Consider the following 19619-nt stretch of genomic DNA (forward strand, 5'->3'; position numbering starts at 1 on the left):
GCCGGCCATCGCCTGTTTGTCAGGGCCGTTCCGGTCTGGCAACTTAGGCCGATGCCAACGGCGCGCCGCCGTGGTTCCTAGGTCCTTTGGGGGAAGCATGTCCTACTTCGTTACCGGTGCCACCGGTTTCATCGGCCGTTACCTGGTCAGCAACCTGCTCAAGCGCAAGGGCACGATCCACGTGCTGGTGCGCAAGGGTTCTGAGAAGAAGTTCGAAGCGGTGGCGGAGAAGATGGGCTGGGACCGCAAGCGCGTCGTCGCCGTCGCCGGCGATCTCTCGCAGCCGAAACTCGGCGTCAGCGCCGCGCAGCAAAAGGCGCTGGCCGGGAAGATCACGCACTTCTTCCATCTGGCCGCGATCTACGATCTCGGCGCCGATGCCGACTCGCAGCGCATCGCCAATATCGAAGGCACCAAGCACGCGGTCGAGCTGGCCACCGCGGTCAAGGCCGGCTGCTTCCACCACACCAGTTCTATCGCGGCGGCGGGTCTTTACCCCGGCGTGTTCCGCGAGGACATGTTCAACGAGGCCGAGGGCCTGGACAAGGATCCGTACTTCCGCACCAAGCACGATTCCGAAGGCCTGGTGCGCAAGCACTGCAAGATTCCGTTCCGCATCTATCGCCCCGCCTTCGTGGTCGGGCATTCGAAGACCGGCGAGATCGACAAGATCGACGGTCCGTACTACCTGTTCACGCTGATCAAGAAGATCCGTCAGACCTTGCCGCAGTGGATGCCGACGCTCGGCGTCGAGGGTGGGCGCATGAACATCGTGCCGGTGGACTTCGTCGCCGATGCGATGGATTACATCGCCCACAAGAAGGGGCTGGACGGCGGTTGTTTCCACCTGGTCGACCCGGATCCGCTGCGCATCGGCCAGGTCATGAACGTGTTCTGCCGGGCGGCGCACGCGCCGGAAATGACCATGCGGCTCGATGCGCGCATGCTGGCCGTCGTGCCGGCGCCGGTGCGCGGTGCGGTCTTGAACCTGCCGCCGGTCAAGCGCTTCACCAGTATGATGCTCAAGGACCTGGGCATCCCGCGGCAGATACTGGCGAACATCAATTATCCGACGCGTTTCGATACGCGCGAGGTGGAGCGCGCCTTGAAGGGCAGCAAGCTCAAGGTGCCGGAGCTCGAGAGCTACGCCTGGCGCCTTTGGGACTACTGGGAGCGCCATCTTGATCCGGACCTGTTCGTCGACCATTCGCTGCGTGGCAAGGTCGAGAACAAGGTCGTGCTGATTACGGGCGGATCCTCCGGCATCGGCCAGGCGGCGGCCTTCAAAGTCGCCGAAGCGGGCGCGAAGACGATCATCGTCGCGCGAGGCGAGGAGGAGTTGCTGAAGACGCGCGACCAGATCATCGCCGCCGGCGGCAAATGCTGGGCCTACACCTGCGACCTGACCGACATGGCGTCCTGCGACGAATTGGTGAAGAAGGTGCTGCACGACCACAAGCACGTGGATGTGCTGGTGAACAATGCGGGGCGTTCCATCCGTCGCTCGATCGAACTCAGTTACGATCGATTCCACGATTACGAACGCACCATGCAGCTGAACTATTTCGGCTGCCTGCGCCTGATCATGGGCTTCCTGCCGACGATGACGCATCGGCGCAAGGGCCATATCGTCAACATCAGTTCGATCGGCGTGCTGGCCAGTTCGCCGCGCTTCTCGGCCTACGTGGCTTCGAAGGCCGCGCTGGATGCCTTCAGCCGTTGTGCGCAGGCCGAGTTCAGCGGCAAGAACATCGCTTTCACGACGATCAACATGCCGCTGGTGAAGACGCCGATGATCGCGCCGACCAAGATGTACGATTCGGTGCCGACGCTGACGCCGGACGAAGCGGCGGATCTGGTCGTGAAGGCGATCATCGAGCGTCCGAGCCGCGTGGCCACGCGCACCGGCATCTTCGCCGCGACGCTCAACGCACTGATGCCGAAGGCCTACGAAATCATCATGAATACCGCTTTCGAGATGTTCCCGGATTCGGCGGCGGCGCGCGGCGATCGCAAGGCGATGAAGTCCGAGGCGCCGACCAACGAGCAGATCGCGTTCGCAGCGGTGATGCGGGGCGTGCATTGGTGAGAATCGAAGCAGTAATGTGCGGCCCTATCGGCGGCGCATGCTTCGATTCTCGGTGAGGCAGGCCGGAAACCGCTCCTGCGTTTCCGGCATTTGCCAGCTGCGCTGTTGAAATGCGCCTCCGTCATCCATGACGGCAGCATCCCGGTTGTCCAGTCGCCCCGACGAAAAACCCCGCTTGCGGCGGGGTTCTTCTTTGCTTCGGGAGCCGATGCTATTGGCATTGCCTCCAGCGTACCGGTACCTCTGATGAAGCCGGCGGTTCGATCTGCAAGCGGGAGAAGCGCAACTCTTCGTACTGCGTGAGGATGCGGCAGCCCTCCTCGATCAGGGCTTCGTCCTTGCCATCGGTTTCCTTGACGCTGATCAGCAAAGTGGACTGCGTCGACCAGGCGGCGCTGCCCACCTGCGGAATCGCTCCGATCTGCTTGGCGGCTTCGGCGCGGCGCGCGGCCTTTTCGTCGGCGCTAAGGTTCTCGACTTCGGCCATGGCTTTCGCGGTTTCCTGGATCTGCCGCAAGGTCGGGTCGACCTGTGCCTTGCGCTTGTCGGCGGTCGGAACGCTGTCGGCCGCGACCGTGGCATCGCCGGCGGGCTCGTCGGCGCCGGGCATGGCGAAGAGCGCGATGATGCCGAGCAGGAAGCTCACCGCCACGCCGGTCCACAGCCCTTTGCGCGTCTGTTCCGACGCCTGCTTGCGCACCGTGTCGCGGATGGATGCCGGCACGTAGCCGCGTACCTTGGGCCACAGCGCGGCGCCATCGACCAGTTCGACATCCATCTTCCTGGCCAGGTCCCGCGCCATGCCCTCGACGGTGCCCAGGGTCACCAGGACGCCGTGATCGGCGCCCTGCAGCTGAACGCCGTTACCGAAATCGCGCACGTTCGCTTCGCCCAGGCGATACGCGGTGCCGTGCTTGTAGCTGAGCAGGACCTTGTCGTCGCCCCGCATCATCATGTATTCGGTGCCGCCATCGCCGGGCTGGCGCGACGCCGGCGCCTCACGATAGCCATCGCGGTGCAAGGCCTCCAGCACCAGGCCGATGCACTCGCGCCATTTCAATCCGGCCAATGCCTGGATACCGGCTTCGCGTTCCGCTGCCTGGCGTCGAAGGACGCCGAACCAGTAACCGCTGACCGCCAGGCCCAGCACGGTCACTATGATCGCGAGCAGCCATCCTGACATGTCGTACTCCCTTTGTTTCGATGCGTCGAAGCATAACGCGGACGGCTGGCGCCTGCGGCCCGGAAAAACAAAAGCCCGGCCAGGCCGGGCTTTGTCTGGGGCTTAGAAAGGCCCGCCAGCCGGAAGTCGTTAGGGGAGGGATCTGACGGCTTCGTTGCTGGCTGGCGGGCACAACCGTGCGGGTCAGGCCTTGGGGGCGACCGGCTTCGGAGTTTTGGGCAGGGACTTGCGCGCGGCCTTGCGAACCTTCTTCGCGGGGGCCTTGGCTGCTTTCTTGACCGGCAGCTTGCGCACGGCCGGCGCGGCACCGCCACGCTTGAGCTGGGTGGTCAGCGCATCGACGCGATCGGTCAGGGCCACCAATTCTTCGCGGCCGGGCACGCCGAGACGGTGCAGGGCGCGTTGCACGCGCTCCTCGAACACCTTTTCGAGGCGGTCCCAAGTATCGGTGGCGCGTTCGCGCACGGAACCGACGCGGTTTTCGACGGCATCACGCACCGCGTCGACACGGCCGGTGGCCAGCTTGCGGGTGTGCTGCTCGATGTTCATGCCTTCCTTCACCAAGGCCTCGAACAACTTGGAGCCTTCGCCCTGGGCGCGGCTGAAGGCACCGACGCCGGCGCTCCAGATCTGCTGCGCAGTACCGACGAGCGAGCGCGAGATTTCCTCGGCGCGGGCCTGTAGGTCGTTGGCGTTGGCCTTGCTGGCGGTGGCTTTGCGACGGACGTTCTTCTTGAGCTTTGCCATGGTGCGACTTCCCTCCGAATGAGCCGGGCGAACGCCCGTGTTTGGCGCAATTTGCAGCGCCTGTCTGAGAGCATTCACACCATAGCCGCGGGAGCTCAGCGGCGCTTGCTAACCGGGCGGCGGTTGCGATGACGCCGCTTCACGATGTCTTCGACCGAATCGAGCGCCCGATGCAGGCGTGCGGTGGTTTCGGTGTGCCGGGGCGGCTTGCCCAGACCCTTGGCGACCGAATAGTGCGGTGCATCCAGCACTTCGTCGCGCAGCCTTAGTCCATGTCGGGCGAAGATGGGCGCCAGCTGCGCGCGTCGCGCTTTCAGGTCGTCCAGCGTTCGGCGGAACGCATGTTCGCAGACGCGCTGCCGCGACGAGTAACTGAAGATGTTGGTGAAGAACATCTCTCCATCGTCCTCGTTGGGTTCGAGCACGATCTGGTCGATTTCCGGATACTGCTGCGCGTACTTGGCCAGGCCCACCTGCATGCGCGATTGCAGCAGCGTGCGGAAGGTCTGCGACAGCACGACCGGCAATCCGCCTTCGGAGAGCTTGTCCAGGCCTTCCGGATGGCTATGCGCACGACTGGCGTTGAACGGCACCAGCGGATTGATGCCGATCATCAGATCGACGCCGTGATCGAGCACGACCGAGGCATGCATGGTCCGCCGCAGGGCGCCGTCCACGAAGTGATGACCGCGGATGTCTACCGGCGGATAGAGGCCTGGCAGGGCGGCGCTGGCTTGCACGGCCCGGGAAATCGGCACATCCCGCCAGTCCTCGCTGCCGAAGCGCACGGCCTGGCCGGTATCGATATCGACGGCCACCACATACAGCGGGCGGTCGAGGTCGCGGAAGTCGTTGCTCCGGCCGTGGCTGCTGAAAACCTTGCGCAGGAACCGCTCGATCTCGGCGTTGTTGAAGATGCCGGTCGGGATCAGACCACCGAGCCGATTGACCACCGCGCTCAGGTGCGCCCCGGTCGGATCGGTCAGCAGGTCGCGCCACCATTGGTAGGCCAGTATGGGCAGGTTGGCCGCCCGCCGGATGTATTCCATGAAGGCGGGCTGGAGGAAAATCTCGGGACGGAAGCGCGCTTCGTGACTGTCGCCGGTAATGAAGATGCGATACATCTCGGCCGTGCTGAGCCGGTTCGCCAGGCCGGCCGCGAGGAACGCGCCGGAACTGACGCCGACGTAGATTTCCAGGCGGGTCAGGTCCAGGCCTTCGATCGCCTCGTCGAGCGCCCGCAGAGCGCCGAGCTCGTACATGCCTCCGATCGGTCCGCCCCCGGCGATGGCGAGGCCGATGCGGCCCTGGCTGCGGGGAGGCTTTCGCGCGGGTTGCAGAAGCAGCATGCTATTCGGAGATGCGGAGGGCGCGGCGATTGTAGCCTGCGGACCCCAGCGGCGCGCCAGCCCCGGTCGCCGGAGCCTTGGGAGAGTTCACGGTTTGGATTCGGCACTTCGTTCGCGCCTGGCGAAACGGCTGGCCTGGCAGCAGGCCTTGAACGATCCGGTCGCGGATCCTCGCAACCGACTCCCCACGCTTAGGCCGCTGCAGCAGTGGCAATCGAAGCGCTTGACGACGAGTTTCGCCGGCATGCTCGCCGACCCGCGCATGCGACCCGCGGCGAACTTCTTCCTGACCGATCTCTATGGCGATCGCGATTTTTCGGCTCGCGACCGCGATGCCGGCCGCATCCTGCCCCTGATGGCACGCCTGTTGCCGGAATCGCTGCTGAGGGCCGCGGCCGATGCGATCGAGTTGGCGGTGCTGAGCCATGCGTTCGACCTGGCGATGGCCGACCGGCTGTCGCAGCGAAAGAAGCCAACCGCGCCCATCAGCGTAAAGGACTATGCCCAGGCCTACCGCGAGGTCGGGTGTCCCAGGCTGCGTCGTCGCCAGATCCGGCTGATCGGCCGCGTCGGCGCCGACCTGGACGCCGCCGTAAAAAAGCACGGCGTGCACCGCCTGTTGAAAGCTTCGCGCATTCCGGCGCAATTGGCCGGCCTGTCGGAACTGCAGTCTTTCCTGGAGCGAGGATTCTCGGCGTTCGCCGAGCTGGGCGGAGCCGAGACCTTCCTCGCCCGGATAGATCGGCAGGAACGGGAAGTGTCGCGCCGGCTATTCGCCGGCGAGGCGCGCCCATTCCAGGTCAGCTGAACTCCTCGTCCAGGTACCGATGGATCTCGCGCTCGACCGGCCCCTTCAGGGCCATCAGCAGAAAACCCAACTGGGCGACGACATGGATCTGCTTGGCGCCGACCTTGATCTGCCCGTCCACGCCGCTGCGGGAGAAGTGCAGGGTGTTGCCTTCCCACTCGTGGTCCATGGCGAACTTGCGTCCCAGTTGCTTGGCGATTTGCTCGACCTTGCCCCGGGCGTCGGCCTGGGAGAGATTGTGGCTGCGCTTGATGTCGATCTGGGACATGGATGGGTCCGGGGCAGGGTGCGCCCCATTCTGCCGGCTTTTGCCGTCCGCACCAATGGAGCCTATGCTAGATTCGCCAGCCGGAGGGCTCACGGATGCAGCTGAAATTCCCGAATGGCGAACATGACGATGTCGCCTTCGATCAGGGCGAGGTCGCGGTCGGCAGTCGCGTGCCGCACGGCATCAGCCTGAGCGGGCGTGGTCTTGCGCCGCTGCATGCGAGTTTCGTCGCCGACCGACGCGGCCTCTGGCTGCGCGTTCCGGCCGGCACGCCCGGCGTCCACCTCAACGCGCGCCCGGTAAAGCGCCTGGCGATGCTGCACATCGGCGACCAGGTTTGCCTGGAGCAGGTGCAGTTGGTGATAGGCGAAGACAGTTCGCACGTGATCGAACGGAACATTCCCGGCGCGACGCCGCCGGCGCTGGGCGAAGCGCAACGGGTCAGCGCCGTCCGCGTCGTCTTGCGCGGCGTGTCCGGCGCGCATTTCGGGCGCTGTTTTACCTTGGTCGAACCACGCGTCGTCGGTCGTTCGGCGAGCTGCGACATCCGCATCGACGATCCCGGCATGGCCGATCGGCACGCCCAGTTCGAACTGCATGGCGACCGCGTCGTGCTTCGTTCGCTCAGTCAGCAGGAGGGCGCCATCGTCAATGGCGTTTCCGTGCGCGATGCCGTGCTGTCGCCCGGCGACCAGATCAGCTTCGACCAGCATCGTTTCATCCTGGAGGCGCCGGGCTTGCCGTTGCGCGGTCAGCAGATCGCCATACGCAGCGGCAACGTGGCGCATACCCAGACGTTCCAGGCGGTGAAAGTGCCGGTCGCCGGCGGCGCCCCTGCGCAACGGCGCGACGATCCGGAACCGACCGAGTCCGACCCCAGCGCCTTGTGGTGGTTGATCGCCGCGGCCGCCGTACTTGCGGCCGCACTCACGGCGCTGCTGGTGTATTCGCCGAAGCTCGGGGCTTGACGGCGTTTCGCCGCAAACGCCAGTAAAGGCGCAGACCCAGCAGCAATCCGAGAATCGCCGCATAGGCCAAGGGTTCTCTCAGGTCGGCCTTCACCAACCAGAAAAAATGCAACACGGCCAGGACACCGACGGCGTAGACCAGGCGGTGCAACTGCCCCCAGCGGCGTCCCAGGCGCCGGATCCAGCCTTTCGTCGAGGTGACCGCGAGCGGGATCAGCAGCAGCCAGGCCAGGAACCCGACGGTGATGAACGGCCGTTTGACGATGTCCTGAAGAATCTGGGCCCAGTATCCGCTCAAGTCCAACACCAGATAGACGCACAAGTGCAGGCTGGCGTAGAAGAACGCATACAGCCCGAGCAGCCGCCGGAAGCGGATGGGCCAGGGTCGATCAAGCGCGCGTCGCAGGGGCGTCATGGCCAGCGACAACAGGAGGAAGCGCAGCGCCCAATCGCCGGTGCGATGCGTCAGTTCCGCGACGGGATCGGCACCGAGCGCATCGATCAGGGTCGCGCGAATCAGCAGCAGAAGCGGCAGCAAGGCCAGCGCATGCGCACAGGTTTTCAGGCCTAGCCACGGCCAATCGATTTTCCTCAGAACCACTTGCGCAGATCCATTCCGCTGTACATCGAGGCGACTTGCGCGGCATAGCCGTTGAACGGTCGTGTTTCGATGCGTTCGGCGAACAGCTTGCTCGCCGTACCGGAAATCCTGCGTTCGGTCTTCTGGCTCCAGCGCGGATGGTCGACCGACGGATTGACGTTGGAGTAGAAGCCGTATTCTTCCGGCGCCGAAACATTCCAGGCCGTCGGCGGCATCTTCTGGGTGAACTCGATTTTCACGATCGATTTGATTCCCTTGAAGCCGTACTTCCACGGCACGACTAGGCGCAGCGGTGCGCCGTTCTGGTTGGGCAGGGCCCTGCCGTACATGCCGGTGGCGAGCAAGGTGAGTGGATGCATGGCTTCATCGATGCGCAGGCCTTCGCGATACGGCCAGTCCAGGACGTCGTAACTCACACCCGGCATCTGTCGCGGATCGGCCAACGAAGTGAAAGCCACGTACTTCGCCCGCGACGTCGGCTTGAACTTGCGCAGGACATCGCCCAGCGGCAGGCCCAGCCATGGGATCACCATCGACCAGCCCTCCACGCAGCGCATCCGGTAGATGCGTTCCTGGGGCGCCACGCCCTTGAGCAGGTCTTCGAGATTGAAACGGCCGGTGACTTCCGCTTCGCCCGCGATGTCCACGCGCCATGGCGAGGGCCGCAGGCTGCCGGCATAACGCGCCGGATCCGCCTTGCCTGTACCGAACTCGTAGAAATTGTTGTAGCTGGAGGCATCTTCGAATCGCGTCTGGGATTCGCTCGTCCTGAAGCCATCGGGGCTGTCCTTCGCCGATGTGGTCACGATCGGGCTTGCGCCGGCGTCAGCATCCCGGGGACCGCAGCCGGCCAGCAGGAGCAGAGGCGACCCCAGGCCGGCGCGGAGCAGGCGGCGGCGAGACTGATAGACCGACTCCGTCGTGATTTCCGAAGCGAGGATGTCGGGGTCGTACTTCTGGCTCATGGCAGGCTTCCTGGCAGGGCTAGGCGCTCGAAGGCGCGGGCGGTTATCCTGAATCCATAGAGGCGCTATCAAGGGAAAAGGATGCGCTTGCTCGGGGCCTTCGCATCGTCGGAAAGCATCGTCGCCTTGATGAACGCGGACGACGGGCGTTTTGTCGATGTGAACGACGCTTTCGAGCGTATCACCGGCTACCGTCGTGAAGACGTGATCGGCAAGGTGCCGGTCGAGATCGGCCTGTGGCCGGACCCGCATTTCCGGGCCGAACTCTGGGACAACCTTCGCGCAGCCCGGCGCATCGTTGGCTGGCCAGCGCCGTTCCGTTGTGCGGACGGGACGACGCGGCAGGGCGTACTCAACGTGGAGATGCTCTCCACGCCGGAAGGCCCGCGCCTGTTCTGCCTGCTGCAGGACATGGCCCTGGAATCCGGCAAAGGGCTGAGCGACCAGATCGACAGCGTCTATCGTCAGTTGTTCTACGAAGCCACGCAGGGAATCTACAGGAGCCTGCCAGGGGGAGGCCTGCTGGATGTGAATCCCGCCTTCGCGCGCATGCTGGGCTACGAATCGCCGGCCGAGGCCGTCCTGGCCTTCAGCACCAGCGCGCGCAACCTCTATGCCGACCCCGACGCGGCCGATCGCATCTATCGGGAGTTGCGCGAGACGGGGCGCCTGCAACAGCACCGGGCCCAGGTGCGGCGCCGGGACGGTAGCCTGATCTGGGTCAGCGAGAACTCCCGGCTGGTCAACGATCGTGAGGGCGTGGCGCAGTTCTACGAAGGTTCGATGGAAGACATCACCTCGCAGGTCGAGGCCGAACATGCCCTGACCCAGACCCAGGGCCTGTATCGCACCTTGCTGAACAATAGCCGCGACGGCGTTTTTCTCGTTCAACGCGGCAAGGTGCGCTTCGCCAACCGGGCGCTGACCGAGATGCTCGGCTACGACGGCGACGAACTCAGCGGCATGGACTATCTGAGTCTGGTCGATCCTGGCGATCAGGCCGCGCAGCAAGGGCGGCGGGAAGCCAGGGAAGAGGGTTCGCGCGACCTGCAGCGTTTCGAGATACGCATGGTGCGCAAGGACGGCGTGCGCATCCTTTGCGAAGTGCGCGCCGACGCTGTCGATTTCGAGGACGACATCGCCTCCACCGGTACGCTGCGCGACGTCACCGTCGAGCGTCAGCGCCAGCGGGCGACCGAAGAAGCGGAACGCCGTTACCGCGAACTCTTCAACGACTCGCCGGCCGGATTGTTCCGCAGCGCTCTGGATGGCAGCGTCATCGAACTCAACCTGGTGATGGCGCGCATGCTCGGCTATCCCGACGTCGCGACCGTGCGCGCCGAAGTGGGCAGCATGATGGAGATCTACGCGGATCCCAGCGAACGGGATGTGCTGGTCCAGCGTGCGCTCGTGGATGGCAGTTTCAGCCAGCACGAACTGCAGGTGCGCATGCGCGGTGGCGGAACGCGCTGGGTCAGCGCCAGCGTTCGGGTGGACCGCGACGAACAGGGCCGACCGCTTTCCTTCACCGGTTCCGCGCTCGACGTCGACGAACAACACCGCATGCGCCAGGCGCTGCAGCGCTCCGAGAGCCGCTATCGCACCTTGGTGGAGCACAGCAGCGTCGGCGTCTATTTGTCCAGCCGCAGTCGGCTGGACTATGTGAACCGGGCCCTCGCGAGCATGGTGGGCTACACCGAAGCCGAACTCGTCGGCCGGCCGTACACGGACCTGCTGGCGCCCGAGGTCCTGCAAGAAGACGGCGGAACTGCATGCCCACCTGCGGGAAACCGGCGACATCCCGCGCGAACACGAGACCGTGTTCCTGCATCGCAACGGCCAGCGCGTCTACGTGCGCGTCAACATGCTGGCCATCGAGATCGATGGCGTCCGCCACACAACCGGCACGATCCTGGACATCACGCGCCAACGCGAGGCCGAATCCCGCCTGCGCTTCCATGCCACGCACGACCCGCTGACCGGTCTCCCGAACCGTGCCTTGTTCAACCGCAAGTTGGCGGACCGCCTGGCGCCTCCGGAAGGCAGCGCCGCCGAACCTTATTCGGTGATCTTCCTCGATCTGGACGGATTCAAGTGGGTGAACGACAGCCTGGGCCACAGCGCGGGCGATCGCCTCCTCCTGGAAATCGCCCGTCGGCTGGAGAACGAACTGGTCAGCGACGTCTTGATCGCCAGGTACGGCGGCGACGAGTTCACCCTGCTGCCCGAAGGTCCCTGCGACTACGAGCGTGCCGTCAGCACCGCGAGGCGCGTGTTGCGCCTGTTCGAGGAGCCCTTCGACGTCGCGGGGCAGCAGGTTTTCTCCGCCGCCAGCCTCGGTATCGTGCTCGGGCGTTCGGACTACGATTCCCCCGACCAGGTCCTGCGCGACGCCGATACCGCCATGTACCGGGCGAAAGCCGCAGGCAAGTCGGGCTACGTCGTGTTCGACGAGACCATGCATGCGGAAGCACGTTCGCGCCTGCAGATGGAAACCGATTTCCGCCTCGCCTTCGAGCGCGGGGAGTTCCTGTTGCACTACCAGCCGATCGTCGAACTCGAAAGCGGTCGCTTGATGGGCGCCGAGGCCCTGGTCCGTTGGCAGCATCCGAAACGCGGACTGATCGCACCCGGCGAGTTCCTGCCCATGGCCGAGGAGACGGGACTGATCAGCGATCTCGACAGTTGGGTGCTGCGCGAAGCCTGCCGGCAACTCGCGGATTGGCGCCGGCGTTTTCCCGGCAGTGCGGAGGATCTGGTGATCAACGTCAACGTGGACGAGAAGCAGATCGCCTCGCCCGAATTGGTCGAGGACGTCTTCCACCTCCTGCAGTCCCATTCCCTGCCGGCGTCCCGTCTGCGCCTGGAGGTGACCGAAACGGTGTTCCGCTCCGGGCGCGGGCATGCCCAGGCCCAGCTCAGCGCGCTGAAGGCGCTGGGCGTCGGTTTGGCGGTCGACGATTTCGGTACCGGCTATTCGTCGCTCGAATCATTCGCGGCATCGCCCTTCGATGCCCTCAAAGTCGACCAGATTTTCGTGCGCGACCTCGCCAGCAATCCTCGCCACCGCGCCATCGTCCGCACGGTCATCAACTTCGGGCAGGACCTCGGCCTGCTGCTGACGGCCGAGGGCATAGAAACGGAAGCGCAGCGGGACATGTTGCGGGAGTCCGGCTGCCTTTATGGGCAGGGCTATCTGTTCGCCCGTCCGTTGCCCGCGGCGGATTTCGAGCTTCGACTCTAGAGCCGTTCGCACAGACTTGGAACATCTGCGACGACGATGGTCGTCGTGTTAGCCTGCTTACGATTCTGTCGAGGTGTCTATGTCCCGTGCTTTCAATTTCAGCGCCGGCCCCGCCGCGCTGCCCGAACCCGTTTTGCGCCAGGTCCGGGAAGAGATGCTGGAATGGAAAAGCGAGCGCGCTTCGGTGATGGAAGTCAGCCATCGCGGACAGGCCTTCATCGATTGCGCGGCGGAAGCCGAACGCGACCTGCGCGAACTGATGGCGATTCCCGACGAGTATGCCGTGCTCTTCCTGCAGGGTGGCGCGACTACGCTGGCGGCCTTGCTGCCGATGAATCTGGCGGGCCCGGATGCCAGCGCCGACTATGTGCTTACCGGGCACTGGGGCGAGAAGGCGCTGGAGAACGCCAAGCCGCTGCTGCACGCGAACATCGCCGCCAGCAGCAAGGAGGGCGGCTACACGTCGCTGCCGGATCGCAACGACTGGCAGCTGACGCCCGGGGCCGCGTACGTGCACTACACGCCCAACGAAACCATTCACGGCGTCGAATTCCACGATATTCCCGACGTCGGCGACGTACCGCTGGTGGCGGATGTTTCCTCCAACATCCTGTCGCGTCCGATGGACGTGCGCCGCTTCGGTGTGTTGTATGGCGGTGCGCAGAAGAACCTCGGCCCTTCCGGCCTGGTCATCGTCATCGTGCGCAAGGATCTGCTCGGTCGCCATGGCCGCAACCTGCCGCCGATCTTCGAACTGCAGAACCAGGCGAAGAACGATTCCATGTTCAATACGCCCGCAACGCTGAGCTGGTACATCGCCGGGCTGGTCTTCAAGTGGCTGAAGGCGAACGGCGGCGCCGTGGCGATGGAGGCGCAGAATCGCGAAAAGGCCAATCTGCTGTACGGAAGCATCGACGGCTCGGGCGGCTTCTATCGCAACGAAGTCCGTCCGGATTGCCGCTCCTGGATGAACGTTCCCTTCTTCCTGCCCGACGCCGCGCTGGACAAGCCTTTCCTGAAGGAAGCCGAAGCAGCGGGCCTGCTCGGACTGAAAGGACATCGTGCACTCGGCGGCATGCGCGCTTCGATCTACAACGCCATGCCGGTGGCGGGCGTGAACGCATTGGTCGACTTCATGGGCGATTTCGCCCGCAGGAACGGATAGGGCCATGGCCGATACGCGCAATAGGAAGCCTGCTCGCGGAAAGAGCAGGCCCGTCAAGAAGAAGCCCGTGCCGATGCCGGAGTCCGCGCCTGCCGCGCCTGTGCTGTCGGAAGTGCGACAGCGCATCGACGGCATCGACCAGCAGATACAGGGGCTGATCGCCGAACGTGCGCGCTGGGCGCAACAAGTGGGCAAGGCCAAGGGCAAGCTCAAGGCGGCCGTCGACTACTATCGTCCGGAACGCGAGGCGCAGGTCTTGCGCCAGGTGCTCGATCGCAACTCAGGGCCCTTGAGCGACGAGGTCCTGCTGCGTCTTTTCCGCGAAATCATGTCGGCCTGCCTTGCCCAGCAGGAACCTTTGAAGATCGGTTACCTCGGGCCGGAAGGAACGTTCTCGCAACAGGCGGTGGCCAAGCATTTCGGCCATTCCGCCCATGGCTTGCCGCTGTCGAGCATCGAGGAAGTGTTCCAGGAGGTCGAAGCCGGGCATGCCGATTTCGGCGTCGTCCCGGTGGAGAACTCGGGGCAGGGCACCATCCAGTCCACCCTCGACATGTTCCTGACCTCACAGCTGAAGATCTGCGGCGAAGTGGAGTTGCGGGTGCACCAGCACTTGCTTTCCCGCACCGGTCGTCTGGACGAGATCGAGCGCGTCTATTCGCATCCGATGTCCCTCGCGCAGTGCAAGGCCTGGCTGCGCCAGCACTTGCCGAAGGCGGAAAAGATCCCGGTCGCCAGCAACGCGGAAGCGGCGCGCCGCGCGCGCAACGCCGATGATGCCGCCGCCATCGCCGGCGTATCCGCCGGCCATGTCTATGGCCTGAAGATCGTCGCCGGGCCGATCGAGGATAGACCGGACAATACGACGCGCTTCCTCGTCATCGGTCGCGAGCTGTTTTCGCCAAGTGGACACGACCGCACCTCGTTGCTCGTCTTCGTGCACGACAAACCTGGCGCCCTGTTCGGTGTGCTGAGCCCGTTCGCGAAATACGGCATCAGCATGAACCGCATCGAATCCCGTCCGGCCCATACCGGTCGCTGGCAGTATGCGTTCTTCATCGATGTCGCTGGCCACGTCGACGAAGGACCGGTGAAGCAGGCGCTGTCGGAACTGGGGGACTATGCGGCGATGGTCAAGGTCCTCGGCTCCTATCCCGTCGCGCTTCTCTAGAGCATGTCCAAGCCCGATTTTCATTCGCTGGCGCAGCCCGGCATCAAGGGCCTGAAGGCCTACGATCCGGGGCTTGATCTCGTGGCGCTGCGGCGCCAGGCGCAAGAGGGCGGTCAGTTCCTGGTGGAGCTGGGCTCGAACGAGAACTCGCTGGGCCCCAGCCCGCGTGCGCGCGAGGCCATGCTCGAGTGCCTGCACGAACTGCACCGTTACCCGGATCCGATGGGCGGCGACCTGAAGCTGGCGATCGCGTCCTGCCACGGTTTGGGCACCGACCAGATCATGCTTGGCAACGGCTCGCACGAGTTGCTGATGATGATCGCGCAGGTCTTCGCCGGGCCCGGCAACGATGTCGTGGTTTCGCAGTATGGATTCGCCGTTTACGCCTTGGCGACCCAGGCGGCCGGCGCGCAGCTCTGCGTGGCACCGGCGTTCCCGCGCGAACACGCCATGCCGCGTGGCCACGATCTGGAGGCGATCCGGCGCCTGGTGTCGTATCGCACGCGTATCGTCTATCTGGCGAACCCGAACAATCCCACCGGGACGTGGTTCTCCTCGGGCGAACTCGCCGCTTTCCTTTCCGACGTGCCCACGGGAACGCTGGTGGTGGTGGACGAGGCCTACCACGAGTATGTGACCGATCCGGCGCTGCCCTCGGCGACGCGATTGCTGGATGCCCATCCGAACCTCATCGTCGCCCGCACTTTCTCCAAGGCCTACGGTCTGGCCGGCCTGCGCCTGGGCTTCATCGCCGCGCATCCGGAGCTGGTTGCGGTGATGGAACGCGTACGCGAGTCGTTCAACGTCAATCTGCCGGCGCTGGCCGCTGCCGGTGCGGCGATCTACGACCAGGACCATATCGACTGGGTTCGCGATCAGAACGCCGAGGCGCGCCTGCTGTTGGCCGAGCGACTGCGCGAGCGAGGCTTGTTCGTCGCCGATTCGCAGACCAACTTCCTGCTCGTCGATTTCGGTCGCGACGCGCGATCGATCGAAGCGGCCCTGGTGGAACGCAAGGTGGTTCCGCGACCGATGGGAGGCTACGGTCTGCCGACTTGCCTGCGAATCACCGTGGGCAATATCGACGAAAACCGCCGGCTGATGTTGGCGCTGGACGAGATCCTGGCATGAGCCTGGATTGGTTGGCCGGCCCGGCCGGAGCGCTGCGCGGCGAGATTCGTGTCCCCGGCGACAAGTCGATTTCGCATCGGGCCATCATGCTGGGCGCCATCGCGGAAGGCAGCTCACACATCCACGGGTTCCTGGAAGGCGAAGATACGCGTGCGACCGCGCGCATCTTCGCGCAGCTGGGCGTGCGTATCGAACAGCCGAGCGAACACGAGCGCATCGTGCATGGCGTCGGATTGCACGGGCTGCAGGGCAGCGATGAAGCGTTGGATTGCGGAAACGCCGGCACGGCCATGCGCCTGTTGACAGGACTGTTGGCGGGGCAAGCGTTCGAATCCGTGCTGGTGGGGGACGAATCCCTGTCGCGACGGCCCATGCGGCGCGTCATCGAGCCGCTGGAGCGTATGGGGGCTCGTATCGAAGCGAGCGGCGATGGCACCGCTCCTATTAGAATAAACATTAAGAATAATCTCCAAGGTATTGATTATAAAATACCTGTGGCGAGTGCCCAAGTGAAGTCTGCGCTCCTGCTGGCGGGCCTCTATGCCCAGGGCGAAACGCATGTGCACGAGCCCCACCCGACGCGCGATTACACCGAACGCATGCTGGCGGCCTTCGGCAGTCCAATAGCGTTTCGGCCCGGCGAGGCGGCCATGCTGGGGGGATTCGCTTTGAAGGGCACGGACGTCGATGTGCCTAGCGATTTCTCTTCGGCAGCCTTCTTCCTGGTAGCGGCCAGTCTTGTTCCCGGCTCGGACCTGCTGATCCGGAAAGTGGGCATGAATCCGCGGCGCACTGGCCTGCTTGAAGCGCTGCGCCTGATGGGAGCGGACATCACCGAAGAAGCACGCACCGAGCAGGGCGGCGAACCGGTGGCGGACTTGCGGGTCCGGTACGCGCCCTTGCAGGGTATCCATGTTCCGGAGCGTCTGGTTCCGGACATGATCGACGAATTTCCCGCCTTGTTCGCAGCCGCTTCACTGGCGAAGGGCGAAACGCTGGTCACGGGCGCGGCCGAACTGAGGGTCAAGGAGTCCGATCGCATCGCCGTGATGAGCCGAGGCTTGAGGGCGCTGGGAGCTCAGATCGACGAGCGCCCGGATGGGGCGTTGATTCGCGGCGGACGGCTGCGCGGTGGCGAAACCGAAAGCGCCGGCGATCACCGGATCGCGATGGCGTTGGCCGTCGCGGCCCAAGTCGCGGACGCTGAAGTACGAATAGGCGACTGCGCCAATGTCGCCACATCGTTTCCGGGCTTCGCGGAACTCGCCCGGGATTGCGGTTTCGGACTTCGGTTGGCCTGAGCCCATCGGATAGACTTCCGCCATGCCCAAGTCCATCCCGATACTCACGATCGACGGCCCTTCGGGCTCCGGAAAAGGGACCATCAGCCGGGCCGTTGCCGAGCGTTTGGGCTGGAACTACCTGGATTCTGGAGCCATCTACCGGGCCGTTGGCTTGGCGGCCGCCTGGGAGAGTATCGACCTCAGCGACGCCGACGCGGTCGCCGCCTGCGCGGCGCGCACCGAGATCCGTTTCGAGAACGATGAGGCTGGCGAGCCCCGGGTCATCGTCAACGGCAAGGACGCGACCCACCAGTTGCGCATGGAAACTGCGGGGGCCGCCGCCTCGGCCATCGCCGCGCACCCTCCCGTGCGGGCTGCCCTGGTCGACCTGCAGCACCGGTTTCGCCAGGCTCCGGGGTTGGTAGCCGACGGGCGGGACATGGGGACCGTCATCTTCCCCGACGCCCCCTACAAGGTGTTTTTGACCGCCAGCGCCGAGGAAAGGGCGAAAAGGCGACATAAGCAGTTGAAAGAAAAAGGGGTTTCCGTTAATCTTGACAGTCTGCTGCACGAAATCGCCGCTCGCGACGAGCGCGATGCCGGACGTGCCGTGGCGCCCCTGAAACCCGCGAATGATGCGGTGATCCTGGACTCCACCGGCATGCCGATCACCGAGGTGATCGAACGCGTGCTTGCGGTGCTGCCGGATTCCCTGCGGCGCCGCTAGCCGCCGTTTCCCCATCGCACCGCCCGGTGCGATTTCCGAAAGCAGATCCAGTCCCGCGCCGTCCGGTGCGGTTCAACCACGCGCGCAAGCGCACAACAGGTGGGCCGCGGTTCGAATCCGCGTCCCGTATGTTCAACCGAGACAATCAACATGACCGAATCATTCGCTGAACTGTTCGAACAAAGCCAGGCTGCTATCGCCAAGCTGAAGCCCGGCGCCATCGTTTCCGGCACCGTCGTCGAAGTCCGTGCCGACGTCGTCGTCATCAACGCCGGCCTGAAGTCCGAGGGCATCGTTCCCATCGAACAGTTCCGCAACGAGCAGGGCGAGCTCGAAGTCGCCGTCGGCGACACCGTCAAGGTGGCGTTGGACTCCCTGGAAAACGGCTTCGGCGAGACGGTGCTGTCGCGCGAGAAAGCCAAGCGCGCCATGGTGTGGGACGAGCTGGAAAGCTCGATGGAAGCCGGCGAGATCGTCACCGGCCGCATCAGCGGCAAGGTCAAGGGCGGCTTCACCGTCGACATCCGCGACGTCCGCGCGTTCCTGCCGGGTTCGCTGGTCGACGTGCGCCCCGTGCGCGATCCGGGTTACCTGGAAGGCAAGGAACTCGAGTTCAAGATCATCAAGCTCGACCGCAAGCGCAATAACGTCGTCGTCTCCCGCCGTGCGGTGGTCGAGAGCGAGAACAGCGCCGAACGCGAGCAGCTGCTCGAACGCCTGCAGGAAGGCGCGATCGTCACCGGCGTCGTCAAGAACCTCACCGATTACGGTGCGTTCGTCGACCTCGGCGGCATCGACGGCCTGCTGCACATCACCGACATGGCCTGGAAGCGCGTGCGTCATCCGTCCGAAGTGGTCAACGTCGGCGACGAACTCAAGGTCCGCGTGCTGAAGTACGACCGCGAGCGCAACCGCGTTTCGCTGGGCCTCAAGCAGCTGGGCGAGGATCCGTGGGACAACATCGCCCGTCGTTATCCGACCGGCGCCCGCCTGCTCGGCAAGGTCTCGAACGTCACCGATTACGGCGCGTTCGTCGAGATCGAAGCCGGCGTGGAAGGCCTCGTGCACGTCTCCGAGATGGACTGGACCAACAAGAACGTCAATCCGTCCAAGGTCGTCCAGTTGGGCGACGAGGTCGAGGTGATGGTCCTGGACGTCGACGCCGAGCGTCGCCGCATTTCGCTGGGCATCAAGCAGTGCGTGTCCAACCCGTGGGAAGCCTTCGCCGCGATGTTCAAGAAGGGCGACAAGGTGTCGGGCCAGATCAAGTCGATCACCGATTTCGGCATCTTCATCGGCCTGGACGGCGGCATCGATGGCCTCGTGCACCTGTCCGACATCTCCTGGAACACCACCGGCGAAGACATCGTCCGCAACTTCAAGAAGGGCGACACCCTGGAAGCCGTCGTTCTCGCCGTCGATCCGGAGCGCGAGCGCATCTCCCTGGGCGTCAAGCAGCTCGAGCAGGATCCGATCGGCACCGCGATGGCCACCCTGCAGAAGGGCGCGATCGTCAAGGGCGTCGTGAAGGAAGTCGACAGCCGCGGCGCCACCATCGAAGTCGATGGCGGCATCGAGGGTTACGTGAAGGCCAACGACATCGCCAAGGAGCGCGTCGAAGACGCGACGCAGTACCTGAAGGTGGGCGATGCCATCGAAGCCAAGTACCTCGGCATGGATCGCAAGGGCCGCACGATGCAGCTCTCGATCCGCGCCAAGGACGAGGCCGAGCTGGCCGAAACCCTGGCCGAGGTCAATAAGGCCTCGGACGCCTCGATGGGCACCACCCGTCTGGGCGCGCTGCTGCGCGAGCAACTGAACAAGGGCGAGTAAGCCCGGTAAACCGACGTGGCCCGGACGACCGGGCCACGTTGTCCCAGGACGGAGCCGATCCGTCCGCGCCCTTCGCGAGACCGCCAA

16 protein-coding genes and 1 pseudogene are annotated in these 19619 nt (G+C 64.8%); 11 read left to right on the forward strand and 6 right to left on the reverse strand.

Annotated elements, in window-relative coordinates:
* Nucleotides 1-97: 97 nt before the first annotated feature.
* Entirely contained in the window at nucleotides 98-2089 is a 1992-nt protein-coding gene (locus tag QM707_RS04440; protein WP_415000662.1) for an SDR family oxidoreductase, read from the forward strand.
* A gap of 211 nt (nucleotides 2090-2300) precedes the next feature.
* Here the strand turns inward: QM707_RS04440 and QM707_RS04445 are convergent, their stop codons facing one another.
* The 3 genes from QM707_RS04445 to QM707_RS04455 form a co-directional block, all read right to left on the reverse strand.
* The gene (locus QM707_RS04445; protein ID WP_415000663.1) at nucleotides 2301-3272 is read right to left on the reverse strand and encodes a restriction endonuclease; all 972 of its coding nucleotides are present in this window, start codon (nucleotides 3270-3272) and stop codon (nucleotides 2301-2303) included.
* 183 nt (nucleotides 3273-3455) lie between these two features.
* Nucleotides 3456-4019: a phasin family protein gene (locus tag QM707_RS04450; RefSeq protein WP_415000664.1), complete on the reverse strand. Its 564-nt coding sequence runs from the start codon at nucleotides 4017-4019 to the stop codon at nucleotides 3456-3458.
* A 95-nt stretch (nucleotides 4020-4114) separates the two neighbouring features.
* Nucleotides 4115-5368, reverse strand: a complete 1254-nt coding sequence (locus tag QM707_RS04455) for a patatin-like phospholipase family protein (RefSeq protein WP_415000665.1) — start codon at nucleotides 5366-5368, stop codon at nucleotides 4115-4117.
* On the opposite strand from QM707_RS04455, the gene QM707_RS04460 reads away from it, so the two are divergent.
* Nucleotides 5319-6176 carry an FFLEELY motif protein gene (locus tag QM707_RS04460; RefSeq protein WP_415000666.1) on the forward strand — a complete coding sequence of 286 codons (858 nt, stop codon included), beginning with the start codon at nucleotides 5319-5321 and terminating at the stop codon, nucleotides 6174-6176. The genes QM707_RS04455 and QM707_RS04460 overlap by 50 nt on opposite strands.
* On the opposite strand, the gene QM707_RS04465 is transcribed toward QM707_RS04460, so the two are convergent.
* Nucleotides 6169-6444 (reverse strand): polyhydroxyalkanoic acid system family protein, encoded by a 276-nt coding sequence (locus QM707_RS04465; RefSeq protein WP_415000667.1) that lies wholly within the window; start codon nucleotides 6442-6444, stop codon nucleotides 6169-6171. The genes QM707_RS04460 and QM707_RS04465 overlap by 8 nt on opposite strands.
* 95 nt (nucleotides 6445-6539) lie before the next feature.
* Here QM707_RS04465 and QM707_RS04470 point away from each other — a divergent pair, with 95 nt between their 5' ends.
* Nucleotides 6540-7412 carry an FHA domain-containing protein gene (locus tag QM707_RS04470; protein ID WP_415000668.1) on the forward strand — a complete coding sequence of 291 codons (873 nt, stop codon included), beginning with the start codon at nucleotides 6540-6542 and terminating at the stop codon, nucleotides 7410-7412.
* On the opposite strand, the gene QM707_RS04475 is transcribed toward QM707_RS04470, so the two are convergent.
* Entirely contained in the window at nucleotides 7372-8007 is a 636-nt protein-coding gene (locus QM707_RS04475; RefSeq protein ID WP_415001807.1) for a sulfite oxidase heme-binding subunit YedZ, read from the reverse strand. The two genes, QM707_RS04470 and QM707_RS04475, sit on opposite strands and share 41 nt — an antisense overlap.
* The gene (msrP, locus tag QM707_RS04480; protein ID WP_415001808.1) at nucleotides 8004-8978 is read right to left on the reverse strand and encodes a protein-methionine-sulfoxide reductase catalytic subunit MsrP; all 975 of its coding nucleotides are present in this window, start codon (nucleotides 8976-8978) and stop codon (nucleotides 8004-8006) included. The genes QM707_RS04475 and msrP overlap by 4 nt, the downstream gene beginning before the upstream one ends.
* A gap of 129 nt (nucleotides 8979-9107) precedes the next feature.
* Here msrP and QM707_RS04485 point away from each other — a divergent pair.
* The 8 genes and pseudogenes from QM707_RS04485 to rpsA all read left to right on the forward strand — a co-directional run.
* Nucleotides 9108-10724, forward strand: a pseudogene (locus QM707_RS04485) (PAS domain S-box protein); the annotation flags it as partial.
* 73 nt (nucleotides 10725-10797) lie between these two features.
* The gene (locus QM707_RS04490; protein ID WP_415000669.1) at nucleotides 10798-12222 is read left to right on the forward strand and encodes a putative bifunctional diguanylate cyclase/phosphodiesterase; all 1425 of its coding nucleotides are present in this window, start codon (nucleotides 10798-10800) and stop codon (nucleotides 12220-12222) included.
* Between the two features lie 79 nt (nucleotides 12223-12301).
* Nucleotides 12302-13387, forward strand: a complete 1086-nt coding sequence (gene serC, locus QM707_RS04495; RefSeq protein WP_415000670.1) for a 3-phosphoserine/phosphohydroxythreonine transaminase — start codon at nucleotides 12302-12304, stop codon at nucleotides 13385-13387.
* Between the two features lie 4 nt (nucleotides 13388-13391).
* Nucleotides 13392-14558: a prephenate dehydratase gene (gene pheA / locus QM707_RS04500; protein ID WP_415000671.1), complete on the forward strand. Its 1167-nt coding sequence runs from the start codon at nucleotides 13392-13394 to the stop codon at nucleotides 14556-14558.
* Nucleotides 14559-14561: 3 nt separating this feature from the next.
* Complete coding sequence (gene hisC, locus QM707_RS04505) at nucleotides 14562-15689, forward strand: histidinol-phosphate transaminase (RefSeq protein ID WP_415000672.1); 1128 nt, start codon at nucleotides 14562-14564, stop codon at nucleotides 15687-15689.
* The gene (gene aroA / locus QM707_RS04510) at nucleotides 15686-16990 is read left to right on the forward strand and encodes a 3-phosphoshikimate 1-carboxyvinyltransferase (protein ID WP_415000673.1); all 1305 of its coding nucleotides are present in this window, start codon (nucleotides 15686-15688) and stop codon (nucleotides 16988-16990) included. The genes hisC and aroA overlap by 4 nt, the downstream gene beginning before the upstream one ends.
* A gap of 22 nt (nucleotides 16991-17012) precedes the next feature.
* On the forward strand, nucleotides 17013-17699 hold the full coding sequence (cmk, locus tag QM707_RS04515) for a (d)CMP kinase (protein WP_415000674.1): 687 nt from the start codon (nucleotides 17013-17015) through the stop codon (nucleotides 17697-17699).
* A gap of 150 nt (nucleotides 17700-17849) precedes the next feature.
* Nucleotides 17850-19532 carry a 30S ribosomal protein S1 gene (rpsA, locus tag QM707_RS04520; RefSeq protein ID WP_415000675.1) on the forward strand — a complete coding sequence of 561 codons (1683 nt, stop codon included), beginning with the start codon at nucleotides 17850-17852 and terminating at the stop codon, nucleotides 19530-19532.
* The last annotated feature ends 87 nt before the right edge of the window (nucleotides 19533-19619 follow it).

Origin of the sequence: Arenimonas sp., from assembly GCF_047602345.1 — a bacterium.
Lineage (GTDB): Bacteria > Pseudomonadota > Gammaproteobacteria > Xanthomonadales > Xanthomonadaceae > Arenimonas.

Excerpts from the sequence above, each read along its gene's own strand:
- pheA (WP_415000671.1), top strand. The coding sequence starts at position 13,392 with ATGGCCGATACGCGCAATAGGAAGCCTGCTCGCGGAAAGAGCAGGCCC.
- rpsA (WP_415000675.1), top strand. The coding sequence starts at position 17,850 with ATGACCGAATCATTCGCTGAACTGTTCGAACAAAGCCAGGCTGCTATC.
- QM707_RS04455 (WP_415000665.1), bottom strand. The coding sequence starts at position 5,368 with ATGCTGCTTCTGCAACCCGCGCGAAAGCCTCCCCGCAGCCAGGGCCGC.
- hisC (WP_415000672.1), top strand. The coding sequence starts at position 14,562 with ATGTCCAAGCCCGATTTTCATTCGCTGGCGCAGCCCGGCATCAAGGGC.
- QM707_RS04445 (WP_415000663.1), bottom strand. The coding sequence starts at position 3,272 with ATGTCAGGATGGCTGCTCGCGATCATAGTGACCGTGCTGGGCCTGGCG.
- QM707_RS04460 (WP_415000666.1), top strand. The coding sequence starts at position 5,319 with ATGCGGCCCTGGCTGCGGGGAGGCTTTCGCGCGGGTTGCAGAAGCAGC.
- serC (WP_415000670.1), top strand. The coding sequence starts at position 12,302 with ATGTCCCGTGCTTTCAATTTCAGCGCCGGCCCCGCCGCGCTGCCCGAA.
- cmk (WP_415000674.1), top strand. The coding sequence starts at position 17,013 with ATGCCCAAGTCCATCCCGATACTCACGATCGACGGCCCTTCGGGCTCC.
- QM707_RS04470 (WP_415000668.1), top strand. The coding sequence starts at position 6,540 with ATGCAGCTGAAATTCCCGAATGGCGAACATGACGATGTCGCCTTCGAT.
- QM707_RS04440 (WP_415000662.1), top strand. The coding sequence starts at position 98 with ATGTCCTACTTCGTTACCGGTGCCACCGGTTTCATCGGCCGTTACCTG.
- msrP (WP_415001808.1), bottom strand. The coding sequence starts at position 8,978 with ATGAGCCAGAAGTACGACCCCGACATCCTCGCTTCGGAAATCACGACG.
- QM707_RS04450 (WP_415000664.1), bottom strand. The coding sequence starts at position 4,019 with ATGGCAAAGCTCAAGAAGAACGTCCGTCGCAAAGCCACCGCCAGCAAG.
- QM707_RS04465 (WP_415000667.1), bottom strand. The coding sequence starts at position 6,444 with ATGTCCCAGATCGACATCAAGCGCAGCCACAATCTCTCCCAGGCCGAC.
- aroA (WP_415000673.1), top strand. The coding sequence starts at position 15,686 with ATGAGCCTGGATTGGTTGGCCGGCCCGGCCGGAGCGCTGCGCGGCGAG.